This is a genomic window from Pseudodesulfovibrio sp. JC047 (assembly GCF_010468615.1).
Taxonomy (GTDB): domain Bacteria; phylum Desulfobacterota; class Desulfovibrionia; order Desulfovibrionales; family Desulfovibrionaceae; genus Pseudodesulfovibrio.
This window is the reverse complement of record NZ_WUEH01000006.1, coordinates 133,510-154,380: the sequence shown is the minus strand read 5'-3', so window position 1 is coordinate 154,380 and position 20,871 is coordinate 133,510. Positions and strand designations below refer to the sequence as shown.

Below are 20,871 nucleotides of genomic sequence, written 5' to 3'. Positions count from 1 at the left end.
GTTTCGGATACGGCCAGTGACAGATGGTTTCAATTCCCGCGAAATTATTCGCGGTTCCCCAGCAACCGAAGCAGCATGAGGAAAAGGTTGATGAAATCAAGGTACAGGGTGAGCGCACCCAGAATGGTTCCACGGCGAATGGCGGCGGAATCGTTCATGGGAACGGATTCTCCCATAGTCTTGAGCTTCTGCGTGTCATAGGCTGTCAGACCGAGGAAAATGATCACACCGATCACCGAGATGGCAAAGGCCATTGCGGAACTTTGCAGAAAGATATTCACGACCATGGCGATGATGATACCGATCAGGCCCATGAACAGCAGGCTGCCCCAACTGGTCAGGTCCTTTTTGGTGAGCAGTCCGTAAATGGACATGGTCCCGAACATTCCCGCAGTGATGACAAAGGTCGAAGCCACGGATTCAGCGGTATACGCCAAAAGGATCGGGGTCAGGGTCAGGCCGTTCAGCCCGGAATAGAGCATGAACAAAGCCGTTGCCGTGGACGGTGCCATGGTCCTGATTTTCGCACTCAGGTAGAAAACGATACCCAACTCAGCGAAAAGCAGGATGAAAACCAATGTGGACATACCCACTGCGCCAGTGGCCGGGTCCACGACAAAAAACATCTGCAACAATGTCTGGGACTGGGTCACGGCAAAGGCAATCAGAGCGGTCAGCCCGAGGCCCGCGCTCATCCAGCCATACACGCCGCGCATAAAGGCATTGACAACATCGGCACGCGAGCCGGTCTGTTGCATACTAGGATATTGAGCCATTGAAATTCCTCCGAATTACTCCCAAATATTCGCCGAGGTTATCCCGGCTGTTCCTGTGTATGTAAGCAGGATTTCCCCCTCTGGCAAGAGGCGTGCACGCTTTTGCACAATTCTCATACTACGGTCTGACGCCGTACACTCTTTCCGCCTCTTCCACGGTCACGGACGTCATGCCAATGGGGGCCAGGGTGGCTCCGGCCAGCTTGAGATGCTGCCATCCCCACGGAATGCCGATAATGGTGATGAAGCAACCGAGCGAGGCCATGATATGTCCCACGCACAGCCACCATCCTGCAAAAATGAACCAGATGATATTGCCCACGATACCCCAGTCCGATGTTCCGACGTCTTTTTGCCCTGTCAGGACATCCCGTCGAATCAAGGTGCGACCAAAAGGAATCAGAGCGAATTTGGCGATGACAAACGCAGACCGCGCCCAAGGCAGGCCGATAATCGAGATGGCCATCAGGCATCCCGCCAAGAACCATCCCAAAGCCATGAACAACCCACCGATAACCCACCAAATGATATTTCCGAGCACTGACAACATTGCGACTCCTTGCACTGTAAGATTCATTCATGGTGTGGCCTATACCGCGTCATTCGTCAATGCTTCAGTGCCCTGCATCAGGGCTTTTTTTCACCAGCAAGACGCCGCCCACGATGGCGGTGAACGGTGCGACCATGACCAATCCGAAACTGCCGATCAGGGTTTTGAGTACCTCGGCGGCTACGTAAATGAAATTGAACGTGGACCCCAGCGGGATACCCTGTGCCATGAAGGCCATGAGCAGCGTCACATACCCCCCGGAATAGGCGAGCAACAACGTGGTGGTCATGGTTCCGACCACGGCACGTCCCACGCGAATCCCGGACCACACGGCCTCCACCCTGGTGATATCGGGTTTCTTGGCAACGACTTCACCCATGGATGCCGCCACGTCCATGGACAAATCCATGACCGCGCCGCTGGATGCCAGAAACACCCCGGCCATGAAGATCCGCGTCAGATCCAGATGGCCGTATCCGGCATACAACAGGGTTTCGGCAAAGGGCATGACCGCACCGTGCACATGAAATTTTTCGGTAAAGAACACGGCCAAGACACAACTGGAAATCACGCCCAAAAACGCGCCGAGAAAGGCGGTCAGACCAAGACGATTGATCCCGGCGACCATGAAGATAATGACCGCACTGAGCAAAGCGACCACGCACAGCGCAAGCCAGACCGGGTCCGCCCCCTTGAGGAGCAACGGAACCAGGACCTTCCACAGTGCCATGCCGGTAAACACAAAAGACAACAGGGCCTTCAGTCCTGTCATTCCGCCAAAAAGAATAAGCAATCCCGCGAACAACCCGAGTAAAAGCAATTCCAGCCCCAATCGATAATGGGCCTGCGGATTCACGAAAATGACTTCGCCCCCCTCCCCGATGGTCAGCACCACATAGGCGGTATCCCCGACCCGAAATTCCTTGTCCCGGTCCATCTGACCGAGCAACTGGTTGTGTCCATCATGCACCTGCCCGGCGTATGGACCGTCCAACAACTTGAGGGTCACCGCCTGTTCCCCGGTCCGAATCATGCCGAGTTCCTGAAGATTCGCATTGTCCACGGCCATGACTTCAGCCGTACACCGAACCGCTTCCGTATCCGTATGCGTCTCGAATCCCGTTGGGACACAATACAAGGCAATGGCAAGCAGGGTAAAAAGGGAGACAAGCAACCAATCACGCGATTTTCTCTGAGGTGAATCCATGGACTTTCCTTGAAAAACGGGCGAACCGGTCACCCGATTCGCCCGAGAATGACAGATAATTGATCTAGTTGACAGCGAGACGCACAGCCCCCGAATCCACATATTTGGCTTCGGGTTTCAGTCCCATGATCTTCATGAGTTTGGTGGCGATATCGATATTGTCATAGCTGCCGTTAAACGCAGCAGCCCTCACACCAATGGCGGATGTGGACACCGGCACCCCCGTGTGTTTGTACGAAGTCCATCCCAAACCGGCCTTCTGATTGAGCACATGGGTAATGGCGACAGACACCGGCTCATATTCACCGTACATCAGGTATTCGGACGCGTTGAGCTTTTCGCTTCCCTGCATGGACCGTTCAAACGCGGCCCGAATTTCAGTCTGCTGAAAATCAGCCAGAACCAGCGCGTCCTTTTTGGGGTTCCCGGAAAATTTCAAGCCAAAATTTTCGGTGACAACCGGCTTGAACGCCTCAAAACCGCCGCCCGTCTTTTTGAACTCAGCAAAGATTTCATCCGTGAATTTTTGGAACGAAACTTTCTGCTGGCTGAGAATATCGAAATGTGACCCGTATTTGGTCCCGGCGAAGCCAAGTGTCAGTCCGCCACACTCATGGTCACCTGTCACCACGATCACGGTTTCATCAGGATGCTTTTCATAAAAAGCCAATGCCTGTTGCACAGAGGCATCAAACGCAATGGTGTTCAAGATCGATGCGGTGGCATCATTGGCGTGACACGCCCAGTCGATTTTACCGCCCTCGACCATCAGGAAAAACCCATCATCATTGTCCAGCATTTCAATGGCTTTGCCCGTGAACTCGGCCAACGTGATATCTGCATCCGTCATATCCATGGCATAGGGAAGGGCCTTGCCGTCCTGCAACCATTCATTCCAGGCCAAGACCTTTCCATCGCCCGGCTTGAGAGCCATGAAATCCTTTTTCGTGTTCACAATGGTATACCCGTTCTCCCGGGCCATATTCAGAGCATTGCCCAACGGCTTCTTGGACTTCACTCCAGCAGGGTCCTTGAGTCCGCCACCAGCAAAGAAATCAAACCCGGATTGCGCCAAAGCCACATCAATTTCATGGTACATTTTACGGGTCTTGACGTGTGCATAAAAAGCCGCTGGCGTAGCATGGTCAATGGACACCGACGACACAATGCCGACTTTCCTACCTTGATCACGCGCCATCTCAGCGATGGTCTTGACCGGCTTGAAATCAGGATCAACCCCGATATAGTTGATATTGGTCTTGATACCCGACGCCAAGGCCGTTGCAGATGCCGCAGATCCGGTGATGAACCGATCGGCTGCAAAAGTCGTGGTGATTCCCTGTGCGGGCATGGCATCAATGGCAAGCTGTTTCCCGGTATAGGCCGAAGTCGCCGCCCGTTGCGGCAATCCCATGCCGTCACCAATGAAAAGGAACACATATTTGGCGGTTATCTCGCCAGCCTCGGCCTTTGCCAGCCCTCCACCAACCACGCACGCCATGGCGAGCAGCAGTGTACAAACACCTTTCATCCATTTTTTTCCAAAATCCATCATCACTTCGACCTCCTTAAGGACGGTATTTCTTTCTGATGGATTCATTTCTACGCCCTCAATGTGACACTCCCGTGCTGCCATGCGAAGACCAGGTGACCAAACGCCACCAACTCTGTGACAACACAGGCAGATGATTCGAGGTATGGAATGTCTCCGACGGCCAGAGGGGAACCTCTTGGAAGAGGTTCCCCTCTGGACTCCCCTCCAGAACTTTTTGTCGCGCCTTCGGCGAGGGCATTCGTTCTCGATTGAGTGGGATTGAAGACGTCAGAGTAATAAAAGAGGGATTAGCTTAAGAAATGAGAAAATTTCGCAAAAAGAATGCGTTTTAAGTTTTTTACAACGCTTTTCCCAAAAGCCGCACGAACAGTTGCTGCCGACAGCTTCGAACGAAGTGAGCGACACAAAGTTTAGGAAAGTCCAGAGAACCCTTCTCAAAGGGTTCTTTGGTCGCCGAAGGCATTCCCAAACGCCTTTCTTTCCCAAGACCCGCACAACCGCACGCTGCCGACAGCTTCGAACGAAGCGAGCGACACAAAGTTTTGGAGAGTCCAGAGAACCTTTTTCAAAAGGTTCTCTGGTGGGTCCGGGCAAAGCCCGGGTATAAAAGACTCACACCCATCTAGGCCATGAAATCATGTGTCCAACGAATGAGGTTGATGGCGATAAGCAACGCGCCTTCCCAGCGGGAAACACGCCAGCCGGTGCGCAGCAGGATCAAGACCAGACCGACCATCCCAACCAGAACAATCAATCCGCTTGAGGCCTCGGGCGAGACGGGCAGCGGTTTGAGCAGACAAGTCAGACCAAGGACTCCGGCGAAGTTGAAGAAATCCGACCCGATCAGGTTGCCGAGGAGCATTTCGTTCTTGCCTTTGACCGATGCGGCCAGACAGGTCACCAATTCGGGCAAACTGGTACCGGCGGCAACAACAGTCACCCCGATCACCCAGGATGAAACACCCAACGAGGTCGCGATGGACGTAGCGGCAGAAACCATGAGATGCCCACCAGCGGCAATAGACACGAATCCGCCGAGAAGCAGCACCACATCCAACCATGAAAAGGTCTTTCCCTTGAGTTCTTCCAGCTCGTCTTCACCGGGAGATTCACGCTTCATGCCGAGATAGATGAGATAGCCGATAAGCAGAGACATCAGCCCGGCACCGAACCATCGACCGAGTTCACCCACAAAGGACACGGCCAGAATACCGGCGGTGGTGAGGAACAGGAGCAGACCGTCCCGATAGACAATGGTCCGATTGGAAACCAATGGTTTGATAATGGCCATCAGCCCGAGAATAAACCCGAGGTTGAAAATATTCGAACCGACCACGTTGGACAGGGAAATGTCGTTGTGGCCACGAAAGGCGGCATTGACCGTCACCAGAAATTCCGGGGCCGACGTGCCGAGAGCCACGATGGTCAACCCGATAACCAGTTCGGAAACATTGAATTTACGGGCGATAAGCGCAGCCGAAGTCACAATCCAGTTGGCACCGAACCACAGCAGAACCGCAGCAGCGCAAAAGGTGATAATATCGATAGTCATTGTATATGTATATGCTATGTGAAAAGAGGGAGCAAGTTAGGCTTCAGATTCGATCTGTAACTTTTTCCATTCCTTCACGAGTTCAGGCTTGGGTTCTGTCCAGGCAAAAACAGTTTCACGGGTCGGAATGACCCTGAGAGTTTCAGTGGAAGTGCCTCGATCGACTGTGACCTCGACCTTTTCCCCCGTGGCTTGAAAATGCTTTCGGGCCTTGCCGGAATAAGACGCCATGAGCGCGGCCGCATCCTGAAGGGCCTCGGGACTCCACTCCCCGGCAACAGGCCGTCCCACGGCCAGCGGTCCCGGGAAATTCGCCACTTTGAAGATATAATCAGTCGACTCCACGCACGATTCGATCTGCTGATTGTCCTCCGCAGTTCGACCAAAGGTCAACCAATGGGACCCGGCCCAGTATTGACGACCGGCCCGCGCCAAGGAAAAATCCGTGGCCGTCGGGCGTGGACGGTGAATCAAGACCTGAACAAATCGGGCGGCACCAGAGGCTTCGGTCAAGCAACAGCCACCGCCAGGGGTGGGAATTTCGGTAAAACCATAGGCTTCTGCCAAAGCGTATTGCGGCTTGCGTCCCCGTCCCGACCAATCGAGAAGCTGGTCACGATCCACCAACCCCGATGTTTCCATGGGCGTCGGTTTCAAATTCTTGGCACTGAGTGGGCGAAGCAACACGTCCCGGACATGCGCCCGCTTCGTGATAAGGTTCAAGGCATCGGCCCGCTGACTCATTGGCCGCTGGCCCACGACTTCACCGGAAACAAGAAATTTCGCCCCGTATTCCGGCAAAAGTTTCACCGCGTGCGAAAGCATGGTGATCTTGCAGTCGATACAGGGATTGAGCCACTTGCCAAACCCCTGCGAGGGACCGTCCAACATCATATCAACATACTGTTGTCGAATGTCCACGGCCACCGCTTCGATACCATAGTGCTCCCGCCAGAACGGGATCAGATGCGGTTTGCCAAAAAAGGGCGTGACAAAGTGCAAACCGAGCACCGTCAATCCCTGGTCCATCACAGTCCGTATGGCCAGAATCGAATCCAGACCACCGGACAACAACGCAAGCGCGTCATAGTTCTTTTTCATATCCACCATGGGGCGACCACTATGTCAGTTCGCGGACAAGGGCAAGAATTTTGCAGCCTCTCACCCCGAGCAACAAAAAACAGAAAAAGAAATATCACGCGCCACAACAGAGGACGAATGCCTTTAAATACAATAACTCACTGCATACACACAGCATTTTATCTCTCCATATGAGTGTTGCCCACCTCTCGTGTATCTGGTATTTGAACATGTTGCTCAAGTATTGCAGCTCGTAAATCCCGGAGGATGAATATATGGCACGAAAAGCCGTTGACCCCAAGACACTGCGCAAAGAGGCGCTTGGTACCGCTCTCACCACCATTGAACGCAAATTCGGCAAAGGCTCGATCATGCGTATGGATGACGAAGCGTCCCATTCCATACCCGCCATTCCGACTGGCTCGATCGGTCTGGACATTGCGCTGGGCATTGGCGGGGTCCCCCGAGGCCGCGTCATCGAAATTTATGGACCAGAATCATCTGGTAAGACCACCCTGGCCCTGCACATCATTGCCCAGGCTCAAAAAGCTGGTGGCAACGCCGCCTTCATCGACGCGGAACACGCACTTGATCCAGGCTATGCGAAACGGTTGGGCGTCAAGACTGACGACCTACTCATTTCTCAGCCTGACTACGGTGAACAGGCGCTGGAAATCGCGGACTTGCTCGTTCGTTCCGGCGCACTGGACGTTGTGGTTATCGACTCGGTCGCCGCACTGATCCCCCAGGCCGAACTCGAAGGGCAGATGGGCGAGACCCAGGTTGGCGGTCAGGCCCGACTCATGTCCCACGCGCTCAGGAAATTGACCGGCACCATCCACAAATCCCATTGCGTGGTCATCTTCATCAACCAGATCCGCATGAAGATCGGCATGACCGGGTATGGCAATCCGGAAACCACGTCTGGCGGTAACGCCCTCAAATTCTACGCATCCTGCCGTCTCGATATCCGCCGTATCCAGACATTGAAAGACAAGGATGAGGCCTACGGCATTCGCGCCCGTATCAAGGTGGTCAAAAACAAGGTCGCCCCGCCCTTCCGTCAGGCATTGGTTGATGTACTGTACGGACAAGGTATCAGTCGCATGGGAGAACTCATCGACATGGGAGTGGAGCACGGCATTATCGAAAAATCCGGTTCCTGGTTCGCTTATGGGTCTGAAAAACTGGGCCAGGGCAAGGAAAATGTCCGCCAGCTTTTGCAGGACAACCCGGACATGGCCAATTCCATCGAAGAAAAACTGATGACACATCTCGGATTCCGAGACGAGGCCGACCCAGCCGCAGATGCTGAAAAGTAGTAAATTTTAAGCCCGGATACAACGCCTCGGGACATGGACCCGGGGCGTTTTTGTCTGGAAATCATCTTTTTGGAGAACTTGCACAATGAAAGCCAATGAAATCCGTCAACGGTTCCTTGAATACTTTCAGAAGAACGGCCACACCATTGTGGATTCTTCGCCGTTGACCCCCAAGGACGATCCGACCCTGCTCTTTACCAACGCGGGCATGGTTCAATTCAAGAAACTTTTCCTGGGACAGGAAAAACGGGACTATATCCGCGCTACCACGTCACAAAAATGTCTGCGGGTGGGCGGCAAGCACAACGATTTGGAAAACGTGGGGCGCACCGCACGGCACCATACCTTTTTCGAAATGCTCGGCAACTTCTCCTTTGGCGACTACTTCAAGGAAGACGCCATCCGATTCTGTTGGGGATTCCTGACCGAAGAATTGAAACTCGACAAGGAACGTCTTTATATTACTATATATAAAGATGACGACGAAGCCGGTGAATTGTGGAAGAAAATCGCTGGCGTTCCCGAAGAACGAATTTACAGACTGGGTGAAAAGGACAACTTCTGGTCCATGGGTGATACCGGCCCTTGCGGTCCCTGCTCCGAAGTCCACTTCGACCAGGGCGAAGAAGTCGGCTGCGGCCCGAACTGCGGCATCGGCAAATGTGACTGTGATCGCTATCTGGAAATCTGGAACCTCGTGTTCATGCAGTATGACCAGGCCGAAGACGGCACCCGCACCGACCTGCCCCGTCCGTCCATTGACACGGGCATGGGACTCGAACGCATCGCCGCCGTTTCTCAAGGTGTGGCCTCCAACTACGAAACCGACCTGTTTCAATCCATCATCCAGTACACCGCTGAACTGGCCGGGGTCCAATACCGTCAGTCCGAAGAAATCGACACCGCACTTCAGGTCATTGCCGACCACTCCCGCGCCATCGCATTTCTGATCCCGGATCAGGTACTCCCCTCCAACGAAGGCCGTGGTTACATCCTGCGCCGCCTCATCCGTCGGGCCTATCGTTTCGGCAAGCTCATGGGCCTTGAAGGCTCATTCCTGTGGAAAACCGCATCCAAGGTCATTGATGACATGGGCGGCCATTACAAGGAATTGGAAGAGACCCGCGACTTCATGATCGAAGTCGTCAAAGGTGAAGAAGAAGGGTTTGCCAAGACGCTGGACAAAGGTCTTGAGATGCTCGAACAGGAACTCGCCGAGCTTGAAAAAGCCAAGGCCACCATTGTTCCGGGCGAAACCACCTTTACTCTGTACGACACATATGGATTTCCCATCGACATCGTGCGGGACGTGGCCGAACAGCGCGGCATGGGTGTTGACGAAACCGAATTCGACAAATGTATGCAGGAACAGAAGCAACGCTCCAAGGCCGCATGGAAAGGCTCTGGCGAAAAAGATATCGCCTCCACCTTCCAGACCCTGCTCGAACACGACGTGATCTCTGAATTTACCGGCTATGAATCCATGGCCGACCAGTCGGACATCGCATATCTGCTCACCCCTGAAGGCACCGTCATTGACTCTCTGCCCGAAGGCGCATCCGGATGGATCGTGGCCACTTCGACCCCGTTTTACGGAGAATCCGGCGGACAGACCGGCGACACTGGCACCATCGCCGCATCCGGCGGCAAGGCCAACGTGTTGGACACGGTCAAACCCTCGCAAAAACTGACCGCTCACAAGGTCACGGTCACCGAAGGGTCCTTCTCCACCGGCGATTCTGCATTCTTCAATGTTGATCGGTCCAGACGACTGGCCACCATGCGCAATCATACCGTGACTCACCTGTTGCACGCCGCCTTGCAAAAAGTGCTGGGCGATCATGCCAAACAGGCCGGTTCCCTAGTCGGACCCGACCGGCTGCGGTTCGATTTTACGCACATCAAGGGACTGTCCGACGACGAGCTGGCTCAGGTCGAAGCCATCGTCAACCAGAATATTCTCGACGCCATTCCCGTAACCCGGGAAGTGATGTCCATCACCGACGCACAGTCCAAGGGCGCAACCGCCCTGTTCGGAGAAAAATACGGCGACACGGTCTCAGTCATCGAGGTTCCCGGCGTTTCCATGGAATTCTGCGGCGGCATTCATTTGGACAATACCGGCATTGCCGGAGCCTTTGTCATTACCTCGGAAGCCGGTGTTGCTGCCGGTATCCGGCGTATCGAAGCCGCGACCGGACACAATGCCGTGGCGTATCTCAATGAACGTCGCAACGCCGTGGCCGAGGCCGGGGCCATGCTCAAGGCCACACCAGCCGAACTGCCCAAGAAGGTCAAAGATCTTCAAAAGCAGGTCAAGGACATGGCCAAGGAGATGAAATCCCTCCAGACCAAACTGGCATCCGGCGCCGGACGCGACATGATGAACGACATTGAGGAAATCAACGGCGTCAAGGTGCTGGCCACCGAGCTAGAAGCCCCGAACATGGGTGTGATGCTGGAACAAATGGACGCCCTGCGCCCCAAAATGAAATCCGGAATCATCTGCCTGATCGCCAAACACGACGGTGACAAGGTTTCCGTAGCCCTGGCCGTGACCAAAGACCTGCACCAGACCTTCAAGGCCGGAGACCTCATCAAATCGGTTGCCGGAGAAGTCGGTGGTGGTGGAGGCGGACGTCCCGACCTGGCCCGAGCCGGAGGTTCGAACCCAGCCGGAATCCCGAACGCCCTTGCAAAACTCAAGGAATTGATTGCGGGATAACGAATCCGACATCGCCAATTCGATACCACACACGCCTCGAAAGTCATGACTTTTGAGGCGTGTCTTTTTTCTCCATGGCCTGTCGAATGTTCCGAAACGTCGCATTGGCCCGATTTCACCGTCCCACAGCCAAAAAAACCTTGTCACCTGTCGAGATCTGTGGCACAAGCATCCTCCCGGTTAGAAGAATCGGCGTTCTCCGTGACTCCCCCGTTACACTTGTCACGGTCCACGCATCACCTTCTGATCGCGCGATTATAAATTATACGTTGCATGAGGGTTGACATGCGTATTTCATATGCGTAGAAGTCCCCCTCTCAGTTTGCGCAAGGAGCAATTTTTATGAAGACATATAGCCCGAAGCCGGAAGACGCGAACCGCGAATGGTTCATCGTCGACGCCACGGACAAAATCCTGGGCCGTCTGTGCACAGAGATCACCAATCGTCTGCGCGGAAAGCACAAGCCGGAATTCTCCCATCATATGGATATGGGCGATTTCGTGATTGTCATCAACGCCGACAAGATCAAAGTCACCGGTCAGAAGCTGGACAAGAAGATGTACTACAAGCACACCAACCATCCCGGTGGTCTGAAAGAAAAGACCCTCCGCGAAATGTTGGCCCTCAAGCCTGAGAACGTCATCACCGCCGCTGTCAAAGGTATGCTGCCCAAGAACCGCATTGCCGCTCAGCAGATCAAGAAGCTGAAAGTCTATGCAGGTTCCGAGCATCCGCACGCAGCCCAGGCTCCCAAAACTTTGGATATTTAATCGGGGATTATCATGAGCGATTTCACTTACAGCACTGGTAAAAGAAAAAACGCCATCTCCCGTACCCGCCTGTATGCCGGTACCGGGCAGATCACCGTTAATGGTCGTCCTTTCGAGGACTACTTCCCCCGCAAGACCCTGCAAATGGTCGTGCAGCAGCCCCTGAAGCTGGTCAAGATGCTCGATAAATTCGACATCAAGGCCAACTGCTCCGGCGGCGGCGTATCCGGTCAGGCCGAGGCTCTGCGCCACGGCATTTCCCGCGCCCTCTGCGAAATCGACCCTGAATTGCGCGCCGTTCTGAAGCCCGCCGGTCTCCTGACCCGCGATGCTCGTAAGAAAGAGCGTAAAAAATACGGTCTTCGCGGTGCACGCGCCAGCTTCCAGTTCTCCAAGCGTTAAGCCGAGAATCGGAACACAGAAGATATCAAGGATCGGTACCCATTGGGTGCCGATCTTTTTTTGGATTCATCCCCCGCCATCCCCTTTCTTCCCGCTCTTCCTAGCCCCTCTCAACGAGACTCTTTTGTGGCGCACAGGCCCTATTGTATGCTATGCGCTTTTTTATGAAGAAAGAAAGCATATCCACCAAGCGGTACACGTTGGTCTTTACCATCCAGTCCCTCTTTCTTTTCATCTGTATCCTTCTGGCCGGACTGCTTATTACGTTCAACTTTGTCAAAGGCCGGGAGTCAGCGGTTTCCAACGCAAAAAAACTCCTCGAAGAAATCAGTCATAAAAGTGTCATCGAATTGCGGGATACGCTTGATAGACCTGCCCGCATCGTCAAATTCCTTCCGTCTGTCGATCACCTGCGCGACAAGCCGAACGGGTTGGAACACCCGGTCAGAACGCTTTTCTCCACCCTGCTCAACAACAACGACAAAATCCACTCCATCTACATCGGCTGGGATGATGGCGACATGTATCAGATGATTCGTCTCGTCAAAGGTGAATCATTCACTCAGGAGCTCGGCGCTCCCGAAGGAGCCGAATACTATCTCCGATACGTCCACGAACGTCAGGGACACCGAACCACCTTGTACGGTTTTTTCAACAAAGATCATGTCCAACTCGCTCCGGCGCGCACAAAACCATCGACATACGATCCGAGGACCCGGCCTTGGTACATTGAAGCCCGCCAGTTCCCCGACGCCATTCACACCCTTTTTCTGTACAGATTCAACACGCCAGCCGTCCTTGGCACAACGTTCATGAGCGCCTTTGACACCGGCGTTGTCGGTGTGGACATTCGACTGGATACGCTTGTCCAATTTCTCGAAGAACACGCCCCCGGCTCCGAAGGACGACTGATTGTCTATGATACCAACGGGGTAGTCACTGCCCACGACGAAATCGATCCTGAATCACTCAAACCCGGTTCAAACCCGTCGAATACCACCTTCAAAGCACTCGCTTCCGCAACAGCGGATACACCACTCTTTTCCACGATATTTGCCCAGTTCACCAAGCTCAACACCCCGGGCAAGGCATTTACGTTCGAATTTGACACGACGAGGTACATCGCCAGTGTGAGTGTCGAATCACTTATCGATGAGGAAAAAATCGTGGCTGTTGTTGCCCCGGAAGAATATTTTACCCAAGAAATACGAAAACTGCGGATGCACAATCTGCTCTATACCGGCACCATTTTTTGTCTTTCACTCTTCATGGTCATTCTCATTTCTCGGCGAATTGCCAAACCACTCAACACGCTTGCCCATAAAGCCGATGAAATCAAAAATTTCAATCTGGACACGCCCATCGACATCCATTCACGGATCAAAGAGGTCGCGGATCTCTCACTGGCCATTTCAAACATGAAACAAGGTATCCAGACCTTTTCTCAATATATTCCCAGCGACCTCGTGCGACGCTACATCGCATCAGGAGCATCCCCGGTCATCGGCGGCGATCGCCGAACCCTAACCGTCCTCTTTTCAGATATCGCAGATTTCACCACAACAGCCGAAACCCTCCCGCCCGAGGCGGTCATCTTCATGCTCTCCGACTATTTCAGCCAACTGGGACAGGAAGTCACGGCTCAGGGGGGAACCATCGACAAATACATCGGCGATGCCTTGATGGCCTTCTGGAATGCCCCCAAACAGACCACGAACCATACCCTCTCAGCCTGTGAAGCAACACTCCGGTGCGCGCGATCAGTCAAAGGATACACCCACTCCATGCCCCACAATCGAACCATCCATCTGCACACCCGATTCGGACTGCATCGAGGCGAGGCCGTGGTCGGCAATATGGGATCATCCGATCGTCTGAATTTCACCGCACTCGGCTCCACCATCAATATCGCCTCACGAATCGAAGGTCTCAACAAGCACTATGGGACAACCATACTGGCCAGTGACCCCGTCCAGGCACACAGCAAGGCCTACTTCGTCTTCCGATCAGTGGACACAGTCCTGCCAAAAGGCGCACGGACGCCATTTCGAATCCATGAACTCATCGGTGCCCGTCCAGAAAGCGGATTGACCGATTTGGTCCCATCTCCCGAGACCATGGGCTGTCTCGACATCTGGGAAAAGGCGTACACAGCTTACCACGCCCGGAAATGGCAAACTGCGCTGGAGCTGCTCCAATCCATTGAATCTCCGGATGCGCTTGCGACCCTGTACATCAAACGGACACAGGCCAATCTGGACAACAATCCGCCGGAAGACTGGGACGGCATTGAACGATTCACAGAAAAATAGCGATGTTTCGCCCTATACGATCGGCTTTACTTCATGCTATCGCCACGCAGTCGTTTTCAATTTTCCTACACAGGAATTTTCATCGGCGCGCCAATCGTACACACGTTTTCACGAGTGTTTGAACAAACGCTCTCTGCAATCAGTCAATGAAGGATTCCCAAATTATAATGTATAATAGCCCCTTGCCCAACACCGGTCTTTCCCTTTAGGATACACACATTATGTCATCGAAAAAGAAACCCCAGCCAAGAATGCTTTTTTCCAACGCGGAAGGTGAAATCTTCGACCATCCGGACTTGCTTCTCATGGTCCGTCGCGGCGAAGAATTCGGCCTGCCACGACCAGATGAAATCACCCCCCTGCCTGCCGAATCAGAATTTTTCATGCTCCCTGGCAGACATGCCATGGGCTACAATCCGGAAACCGGCCAGGCCGAAGTCATGGAAGATTTGGCCGTTGCCGCCTTTGCCTGTCCCGGCCACACTGTCACCGGCATCGCCGCCTACGAACAAGACGACGATGCACAGGTGCTTCCCCTGCTTTCATACGGTGCTATCGGATTTGCCGACGGCAAATTCTGGGTCTGTGCCAAAAAAGTGGATGAAGACAAACGACAGGTTTTCAAGCACATCCCGCCCGACCGGGTTGAGGCCGGAGCGCATCAGCTCCTTTCGGAAATGCCCAACAACCGGCTCGTCAACCATTTGGCAGGCTGTGCCCTGACCAGTGGATGTCCCGCTGCCAAAAATCTCGCACTGGGACGTTTTGAATGTCCTCTGCCCACAGCACAGGCGTGCAACGCCCAATGCGTCGGCTGCATTTCCCACCAGCCCGAAGAGTCCGGTTTCCCGTCTCCTCAATGCCGCATCAGTTTTACCCCCACGGTCGAAGAGATCGTTCAGGTCATGCGTCGGCACGAATCCCGTGAACGCCGTCCCATCTTCTCTTTCGGCCAAGGTTGCGAAGGAGAACCGCTCACCGAAGCCGAGCTGATTTGTGATGCCATCAAGGAATATCGCTCCGACGGCGGATCCGGAACGGTCAATATAAACACCAACGGTTCCCGACACATGGTCATCCCCGCACTCAAAGTCGCCGGGGTCAACTCCATTCGTGTCAGTCTGAACTCGGCTCGCAAAGGCCCATACGAAGCCTATTATCGACCCAAGAGCTACACCTTTGAAGACGTTCGCGAGACCATTGCCAAGGCCCACGAGGTCGGCATGTTCGTCTCCCTCAACCTGCTCTTCTTCCCCGGCATCACCGACACCGAAGAAGAATTCGCCGCACTCGTCGAACTCGGCGAATGCTGCAAGTACGATTTCATCCAATTACGCAATCTCAATCTCGATCCCGCCCTGTACATGAAACTCATGGAACCCTTTGGGCATTCCCCGTGCATGGGATTCATGAATTTCAAGAAACGGCTCAAAAAAGCCCTGCCCTGGATCGATTACGGCTACTTCAACCCGTATCTCGGATAACAACGCACTCAGCCGCCTTCCATCTACGGAAGGCGGCTTTTTTTTGGCCATATTTCATCGAGAACGAGAAAGACTCCGGCGGCCCCTCGCCGGGGTGGCGTCTTCGACGACCAAAGACCCCTTTGAAAAGGGGTCTCTGGACTCTCCTAAACTTTTTGGGTCGCTTCGCGAAGGCTGTCGGTAGCAAAAGTTCGTGCGACTCTTGAAAAAACGTTGTCAAAAATTGTATTTTTACAGACTCTATGGGAAAAATGTAAAACAGGGTTTTTCTGTAAAGCACTCTTACTTTTTCAACCCCACTCAATAGATATCGCAGGGCCTCGCCGAAAGCGCGACAAAAAGTTCTGGAAAGGGAGTCCAAAGAGAAAACCTCTTCCAAAAGGTTTTCCCTCTGGCCGTCGGAGACATTCTTTATTTTATTTATTTTGTGTTGGGTAGCCCATTTTTTTCCAGGCAGCCCAGCCGCCTTCCAATGCGTAGACGTTTTCATGACCGGCCTTCATCAATGCCTGTGCCGCACGGGCACTGGTATATTCATTGTGTCAGGCGCAATACACGACAATGGTCTTGTCTTTTGGAACCACCGCCATCCATGCATCGTCATCATATGGTTTACGGACAGCATTTTTTATCATGCTTTCCGATCCTTCCCAGTCCCTGCTCCGTCGAACATCAACCACCATGACATTATCAGAATCGATCATCTCAACCAATTCACCGACCTGCATACGGGGCACAGAATCCCCGGCACATGCCACCAGAGTCGTCCCGGCAACACATAAAAGACCTACGACAAAAGCCACTACAATCCGCATCATTCCTCGCTCAATCATGGTCCCTTCCTTGTTGACTGTCATCGATCTCAAGCACAAAGACACCCGTCCACTATAAAAAACACACACCCAAACTCAAGACAAACACCACATCTCTAACGTCACAAACAACCATTTTTCTGCCCTTTGACAATTTTACACGATGTCTCCGACGGCCAGAGGGGAACCTCTTGAAAGAGGTTCCCCTCTGGCCTCCCCTCCAGAACTTTTTAGCGCGCCTTCGGCGAGGCTCCACGACATTTATTGAGTGAGATTGAAGAAATAGAAGAGGATGAGTAAAAAAAGAGAGACCCTTGCAGAAAAAACCCCTTGTATTATTTTCCAAAAAAGTCTGTAAAAGTATGATTTTACATCGTTCTCTCAAAATCGCACGAACTCGCGCTGCCGACAGCTTTCGCGAAGCGACCCAAAAAGTTTAGGAAAGTCCAGAGAACCCTTTTCAAAGGGTTCTTTGGCAGGTCCAGGACAGCGTCCTGGTCTCGCTGAAGGCGACGCGGGGAATGTCTCCGACGGCCAGAGGGGAACCTCTTGAAAGAGGTTCCCCTCTGGACTCCCCTCCAGAACTTTTTAGCGCGCCTTCGGCGAGGCTCCACGACATCCATTGAGTGAGATTGAAGAAATAGAAGAGGATGAGTAAAAAAAGAGAGACCCTTGCAGAAAACACCCCTTGTATAATTTTACATCGTTCTCTCAAAATCGCACGTACTCGCGCTACCGACAGCTTTCGCGAAGCGACCCAAAAAGTTTAGGAAAGTCCAGAGACCCCTTTTCAAAGGGTTCTTTGGCAGGTCCAGGACAGCGTCCTGGTCCCGCTGAAGGCGACCCCCGGTAGGGCTGGTCTCGCTGAAGGCGACCCCTGGTAGGGCTGGTCACGCTGGGTAGAAAGGGCAAAAAAAAGGCCGCTTTGGAAAGCGGCCTTGGGAGGGGCATTTTTATGAACTAGGGAAAGGTTATTTCCACTTGTTCGTCAGCACCTTGGCGTTCGATTATTTCTCCAATGCGGTAGGCGTTGACGTCGTCACGAGCATCGAGCATTTCCATGGCCTTGTCGGCACTTACCGGGTCAAGGATGAGGATATAGCCGATCCCGCAGTTGAAAATCTGGAGCATTTCGGGCCAAGAGAGTCCGCCTTGATTTTTGAGCCAGTCAAAAATTGGCAACATATCCCATGAACCAAATTCAATGGCAGCAGTCACATTTTCTGGCAAAACGCGAGGAATGTTGTCGTAAAAACCACCGCCAGTGACATGAACCATACCTTTCACGGTCAAGGATTCAAGCACTTCGAGAACGGACTTGACGTAAATTTTTGTCGGCTCGATCAAAACATCGGCGACGGTCTTGTCTGTTCCGGGGAACGTGTCATCTTTTTTGAGACCGGATTCAGCGAGGATTTTACGAATAAGCGACCAGCCGTTGGAATGGGCACCAGTTGAACCAAGTCCGATGAGCACATCACCGGGCTGAACGGTTTTGCCGGTCACGACCTTGGGCGTATCGACCATGCCGACGGCAAAGCCGGACAAATCATATTCGCCATCGGGATAGAATCCTGGCATTTCGGCAGTTTCACCGCCAAGCAACGCACAACCGGACTGACGACAGCCTTCGCAGACGCCGGAAACGACCTGGGCTGCAACACCGGGTTCGAGTGTGCCGGTTGCAAAATAATCGAGGAAAAAGAGCGGGGTTGCACCCTGAACAAGCACATCATTGACCGACATGGCCACGAGGTCGATCCCCACGGTGTCATGCTTGTCAAACATGAAGGCCAACTTGAGCTTGGTGCCGACACCGTCAGTTCCGGCAACAAGCATGGGGGCTTCCATGCCGGAAATCTCAGGCTTGAATAATCCTCCAAACCCCCCGATGTCCGTTGCCACACCGGGCGTAAAGGTTGATTTCACCATATCCTTGATCCGGCCGACAAATTCGTTGCCTGCCTCAATATTCACACCGGCTGCGGTGTATGCCTGGGAACGTTTCGCGCTGTCGCTCATGTATATCTCCTAACAAGCGTTCAAGATGGAGCTTGTATAGATGGTTGCTCGCCCAAGTTCAAGGGGAGAATGACCGGCTCGGCAATTGCATTGCAAGACACAGTATCTCAGCGTATGAATAAAAAACGAATATCCAGTTTATATCACGGAGGAAACCATGCGTCATTTCAACACCATCGTCGTCGCTTTAGCGACCGTCTTTGTTTTGACAGTGACCCCGGGCTTTGCCGAAAACACCTTCAAAAATGAAGATACGGCGAAAAATCGGCAGGATAGCAGCTTCGGTACCCGTTCGGTAGAAGACGAAGCAGCCACGACGTCGTTCGAGACCAACAAGGATGGTGATAGCACCATCAGCTCCAAACCTCCGAAGAAGGAACAAAAGGATTGGTATGATCGGGAAACCGTCATTTCACCATGGGGAGTGTCATCCAAACCGGCCAATTCAAACACAACAACCACAACGACAGAAGAGTTCATAGACAAGGACGGCAAGAAAACTAAAAAAACCACAACAACGGAAACAAAAAATTGATTGTCCCCCTTGTAGAACAATGACGAACCTGCACCCTTCTGGTAGTGTCCGTTCAGGAGGTTTTTTCAATGATTGAAGCAAGACTGTGGGAACCGGTCGAAAATGGGGCTATATCCTGCCGACTCTGTAACCATTCCTGTACCATAGAGCCTGGTCAAAGAGGCCAATGCGGAGTCCGCGAAAACAGGGATGGGACGCTTTATTCCCTGAATTACGACAAGGTTGCCGCCCACCATCTGGACCCAATAGAAAAGAAACCACTCTATCACTTTCAACCGGGAACGCAAACGTATTCGATAGCAACGATGGGATGCAATCTCCGATGCACATTCTGTCAAAACTGGTCGCTTTCCCAAACACCACATGAAAAAGGAAATATCGAGGGGCAGAAAGTCACACCGACACAATTGGTCGATGAAGCCATTCGACTGGGGGCCACCTCCATTTCCTATACGTATTCCGAACCAACCATTTTCTTTGAACTCATTCAGGACACTGCAACACTCGCCAAGGAACGCGGCCTGAAAAACGTTCTGGTCTCCAATGGATTCATGAGCACTGAATGTCTCGATACCCTGAGACCGCTCATCGATGCCATCAACGTGGATTTGAAATGTTTTAATGAAGATTTCTACAAGGAAATTTCCTGCGCACATCTCAAGCCCGTGCTGGCGAATCTCAAAAAGATCAAACATGACCTCAAATGGTGGCTTGAAATCACGACCCTGCTCATCCCGGGCCGTAACGATTCGCAGGAAGACATCCAGAAATTGACGGAATTCATTGCCCGAGAGTTGGGCACGGACACCCCGTGGCACATTTCCCGTTTTCATCCAGATTACAAAATGGTTGATTCCGGGGTCACACCGGCCGAAGCATTGCAAGAAACGTATGCCATCGGCAAAGCCCAAGGGCTGAAATATGTGTATGTCGGCAACATGCCTGATTTGAACCGACAAAACACCTTCTGCCCTGGATGCGGAACCAAACTCATTGATCGATCTGGTTTCTCGATCAAAATCCTGGGGATTGAAAATGGACATTGCTCGGAATGTGGTGAAGCCATTCAAGGCATCGACATGAATTAAGAGGCTTGCCAAGAGCAAACTTTTGCAGTAGGTATGCATCCCTTCAAGACGACATTGCCACATGAAGAGAACAAGTCCACCGCGTCAACCCGATGCACAGACCAACACTCTTCAAGAAGCAATGAGCCAAAAGCTCAAGCGACGTGTCAAATTCACAAATGAATTTCTGACATGCCGCACGAAGAGAACAAGTCTTTCGCGTACAGAGTACGCACAGACCAATACTCTTCAAGGAGCAATGAGCCAAAAGCTCAAGCGACTTGTCAGATTCGTGAGGTTTTTCTCTGACAAGGCGCAAGAAGATGACAGGGCCGCCGCGTAGTCCTCTACGCAAGGATCGGTCATCTTCGCAGCAACGAAGCCAGAGGGAAACCTCACGAATCTGACGGGGCGTGGCGCAGTCTGGTAGCGCGCCTGCTTTGGGAGCAGGATGCCGGGAGTTCAAATCTCTTCGCCCCGACCAGCTTATATCAAGGCTCCGAGTCATTGACTCGGAGCCTTTTTTATTTCCCTTATGTCAGCCTCACCCCCCCTCTCAGCTTTCTTCATGATCGAATTCCATAGAATTCCACATTTTTTTTGTAAAATGCCCCTTGCATTTATAAAAGTAGTAGATATTATTAGTTTCATCGAATATACCAATACTCGATGAAAAAATTTCACTCATAAACCAATGGA

The 20,871-nt window shown here is 52.7% G+C and carries 16 protein-coding genes and 1 tRNA gene; 9 read left to right on the top strand and 8 right to left on the bottom strand.

Annotated elements, in window-relative coordinates:
• Positions 1-44: 44 nt before the first annotated feature.
• The 6 genes from GO013_RS05785 to GO013_RS05760 form a co-directional block, all read right to left on the bottom strand.
• Positions 45-776 (bottom strand): Bax inhibitor-1/YccA family protein, encoded by a 732-nt coding sequence (locus GO013_RS05785; protein WP_163809110.1) that lies wholly within the window; start codon positions 774-776, stop codon positions 45-47.
• A gap of 118 nt (positions 777-894) precedes the next feature.
• Positions 895-1,326 (bottom strand): YccF domain-containing protein, encoded by a 432-nt coding sequence (locus GO013_RS05780; protein WP_163809109.1) that lies wholly within the window; start codon positions 1,324-1,326, stop codon positions 895-897.
• A 64-nt stretch (positions 1,327-1,390) separates the two neighbouring features.
• Entirely contained in the window at positions 1,391-2,533 is a 1,143-nt protein-coding gene (locus tag GO013_RS05775; protein ID WP_163809108.1) for a YibE/F family protein, read from the bottom strand.
• Between the two features lie 64 nt (positions 2,534-2,597).
• Positions 2,598-4,088, bottom strand: a complete 1,491-nt coding sequence (locus GO013_RS05770; protein ID WP_163809107.1) for an alkaline phosphatase — start codon at positions 4,086-4,088, stop codon at positions 2,598-2,600.
• Between the two features lie 622 nt (positions 4,089-4,710).
• A complete protein-coding gene (locus tag GO013_RS05765) occupies positions 4,711-5,640 on the bottom strand; it encodes a calcium/sodium antiporter (RefSeq protein WP_163809106.1) in 930 nt (309 codons plus the stop codon).
• Between the two features lie 36 nt (positions 5,641-5,676).
• A complete protein-coding gene (locus GO013_RS05760; RefSeq protein ID WP_163809159.1) occupies positions 5,677-6,741 on the bottom strand; it encodes a tRNA(5-methylaminomethyl-2-thiouridylate) methyltransferase in 1,065 nt (354 codons plus the stop codon).
• A gap of 254 nt (positions 6,742-6,995) precedes the next feature.
• Between GO013_RS05760 and recA the strand changes: the two genes are divergently transcribed.
• The 6 genes from recA (at position 6,996) to GO013_RS05730 (ending at position 15,736) form a co-directional block, all read left to right on the top strand.
• A complete protein-coding gene (recA, locus tag GO013_RS05755; protein WP_163809105.1) occupies positions 6,996-8,042 on the top strand; it encodes a recombinase RecA in 1,047 nt (348 codons plus the stop codon).
• An 85-nt stretch (positions 8,043-8,127) separates the two neighbouring features.
• Complete coding sequence (gene alaS, locus GO013_RS05750; RefSeq protein WP_163809104.1) at positions 8,128-10,767, top strand: alanine--tRNA ligase; 2,640 nt, start codon at positions 8,128-8,130, stop codon at positions 10,765-10,767.
• A gap of 342 nt (positions 10,768-11,109) precedes the next feature.
• On the top strand, positions 11,110-11,538 hold the full coding sequence (gene rplM, locus GO013_RS05745; RefSeq protein WP_163809103.1) for a 50S ribosomal protein L13: 429 nt from the start codon (positions 11,110-11,112) through the stop codon (positions 11,536-11,538).
• A 9-nt stretch (positions 11,539-11,547) separates the two neighbouring features.
• Positions 11,548-11,940, top strand: coding sequence for a 30S ribosomal protein S9 (gene rpsI, locus GO013_RS05740; protein WP_229596931.1), 393 nt, complete (start codon positions 11,548-11,550; stop codon positions 11,938-11,940).
• Positions 11,941-12,104: 164 nt separating this feature from the next.
• On the top strand, positions 12,105-14,252 hold the full coding sequence (locus GO013_RS05735) for an adenylate/guanylate cyclase domain-containing protein (RefSeq protein WP_163809101.1): 2,148 nt from the start codon (positions 12,105-12,107) through the stop codon (positions 14,250-14,252).
• Positions 14,253-14,473: 221 nt separating this feature from the next.
• The gene (locus tag GO013_RS05730; RefSeq protein WP_163809100.1) at positions 14,474-15,736 is read left to right on the top strand and encodes a radical SAM protein; all 1,263 of its coding nucleotides are present in this window, start codon (positions 14,474-14,476) and stop codon (positions 15,734-15,736) included.
• A 416-nt stretch (positions 15,737-16,152) separates the two neighbouring features.
• Here the strand turns inward: GO013_RS05730 and GO013_RS05720 are convergent, their stop codons facing one another.
• Together GO013_RS05720 and purM are read right to left on the bottom strand one after the other, a co-directional pair.
• Positions 16,153-16,551 carry a rhodanese-related (seleno)protein gene (locus tag GO013_RS05720; protein ID WP_263577269.1) on the bottom strand — a complete coding sequence of 133 codons (399 nt, stop codon included), beginning with the start codon at positions 16,549-16,551 and terminating at the stop codon, positions 16,153-16,155.
• 957 nt (positions 16,552-17,508) lie between these two features.
• Entirely contained in the window at positions 17,509-18,570 is a 1,062-nt protein-coding gene (purM, locus tag GO013_RS05715) for a phosphoribosylformylglycinamidine cyclo-ligase (protein ID WP_163809097.1), read from the bottom strand.
• Between the two features lie 157 nt (positions 18,571-18,727).
• Between purM and GO013_RS05710 the strand changes: the two genes are divergently transcribed.
• From GO013_RS05710 to GO013_RS05700, 3 genes are all read left to right on the top strand, one after another.
• Complete coding sequence (locus tag GO013_RS05710) at positions 18,728-19,105, top strand: hypothetical protein (protein ID WP_163809096.1); 378 nt, start codon at positions 18,728-18,730, stop codon at positions 19,103-19,105.
• A 68-nt stretch (positions 19,106-19,173) separates the two neighbouring features.
• Positions 19,174-20,193, top strand: coding sequence for an AmmeMemoRadiSam system radical SAM enzyme (gene amrS, locus GO013_RS05705; RefSeq protein WP_163809095.1), 1,020 nt, complete (start codon positions 19,174-19,176; stop codon positions 20,191-20,193).
• A 386-nt stretch (positions 20,194-20,579) separates the two neighbouring features.
• Positions 20,580-20,656 (top strand) — tRNA-Pro (locus tag GO013_RS05700).
• The last annotated feature ends 215 nt before the right edge of the window (positions 20,657-20,871 follow it).

Coding starts and splice junctions, on each gene's coding strand:
- GO013_RS05785 (WP_163809110.1), bottom strand. CDS start 776: ATGGCTCAATATCCTAGTATGCAACAGACCGGCTCGCGTGCCGATGTT.
- GO013_RS05780 (WP_163809109.1), bottom strand. CDS start 1,326: ATGTTGTCAGTGCTCGGAAATATCATTTGGTGGGTTATCGGTGGGTTG.
- GO013_RS05775 (WP_163809108.1), bottom strand. CDS start 2,533: ATGGATTCACCTCAGAGAAAATCGCGTGATTGGTTGCTTGTCTCCCTT.
- GO013_RS05770 (WP_163809107.1), bottom strand. CDS start 4,088: ATGATGGATTTTGGAAAAAAATGGATGAAAGGTGTTTGTACACTGCTG.
- GO013_RS05765 (WP_163809106.1), bottom strand. CDS start 5,640: ATGACTATCGATATTATCACCTTTTGCGCTGCTGCGGTTCTGCTGTGG.
- GO013_RS05760 (WP_163809159.1), bottom strand. CDS start 6,741: ATGAAAAAGAACTATGACGCGCTTGCGTTGTTGTCCGGTGGTCTGGAT.
- recA (WP_163809105.1), top strand. CDS start 6,996: ATGGCACGAAAAGCCGTTGACCCCAAGACACTGCGCAAAGAGGCGCTT.
- alaS (WP_163809104.1), top strand. CDS start 8,128: ATGAAAGCCAATGAAATCCGTCAACGGTTCCTTGAATACTTTCAGAAG.
- rplM (WP_163809103.1), top strand. CDS start 11,110: ATGAAGACATATAGCCCGAAGCCGGAAGACGCGAACCGCGAATGGTTC.
- GO013_RS05735 (WP_163809101.1), top strand. CDS start 12,105: ATGAAGAAAGAAAGCATATCCACCAAGCGGTACACGTTGGTCTTTACC.
- GO013_RS05730 (WP_163809100.1), top strand. CDS start 14,474: ATGTCATCGAAAAAGAAACCCCAGCCAAGAATGCTTTTTTCCAACGCG.
- purM (WP_163809097.1), bottom strand. CDS start 18,570: ATGAGCGACAGCGCGAAACGTTCCCAGGCATACACCGCAGCCGGTGTG.
- GO013_RS05710 (WP_163809096.1), top strand. CDS start 18,728: ATGCGTCATTTCAACACCATCGTCGTCGCTTTAGCGACCGTCTTTGTT.
- amrS (WP_163809095.1), top strand. CDS start 19,174: ATGATTGAAGCAAGACTGTGGGAACCGGTCGAAAATGGGGCTATATCC.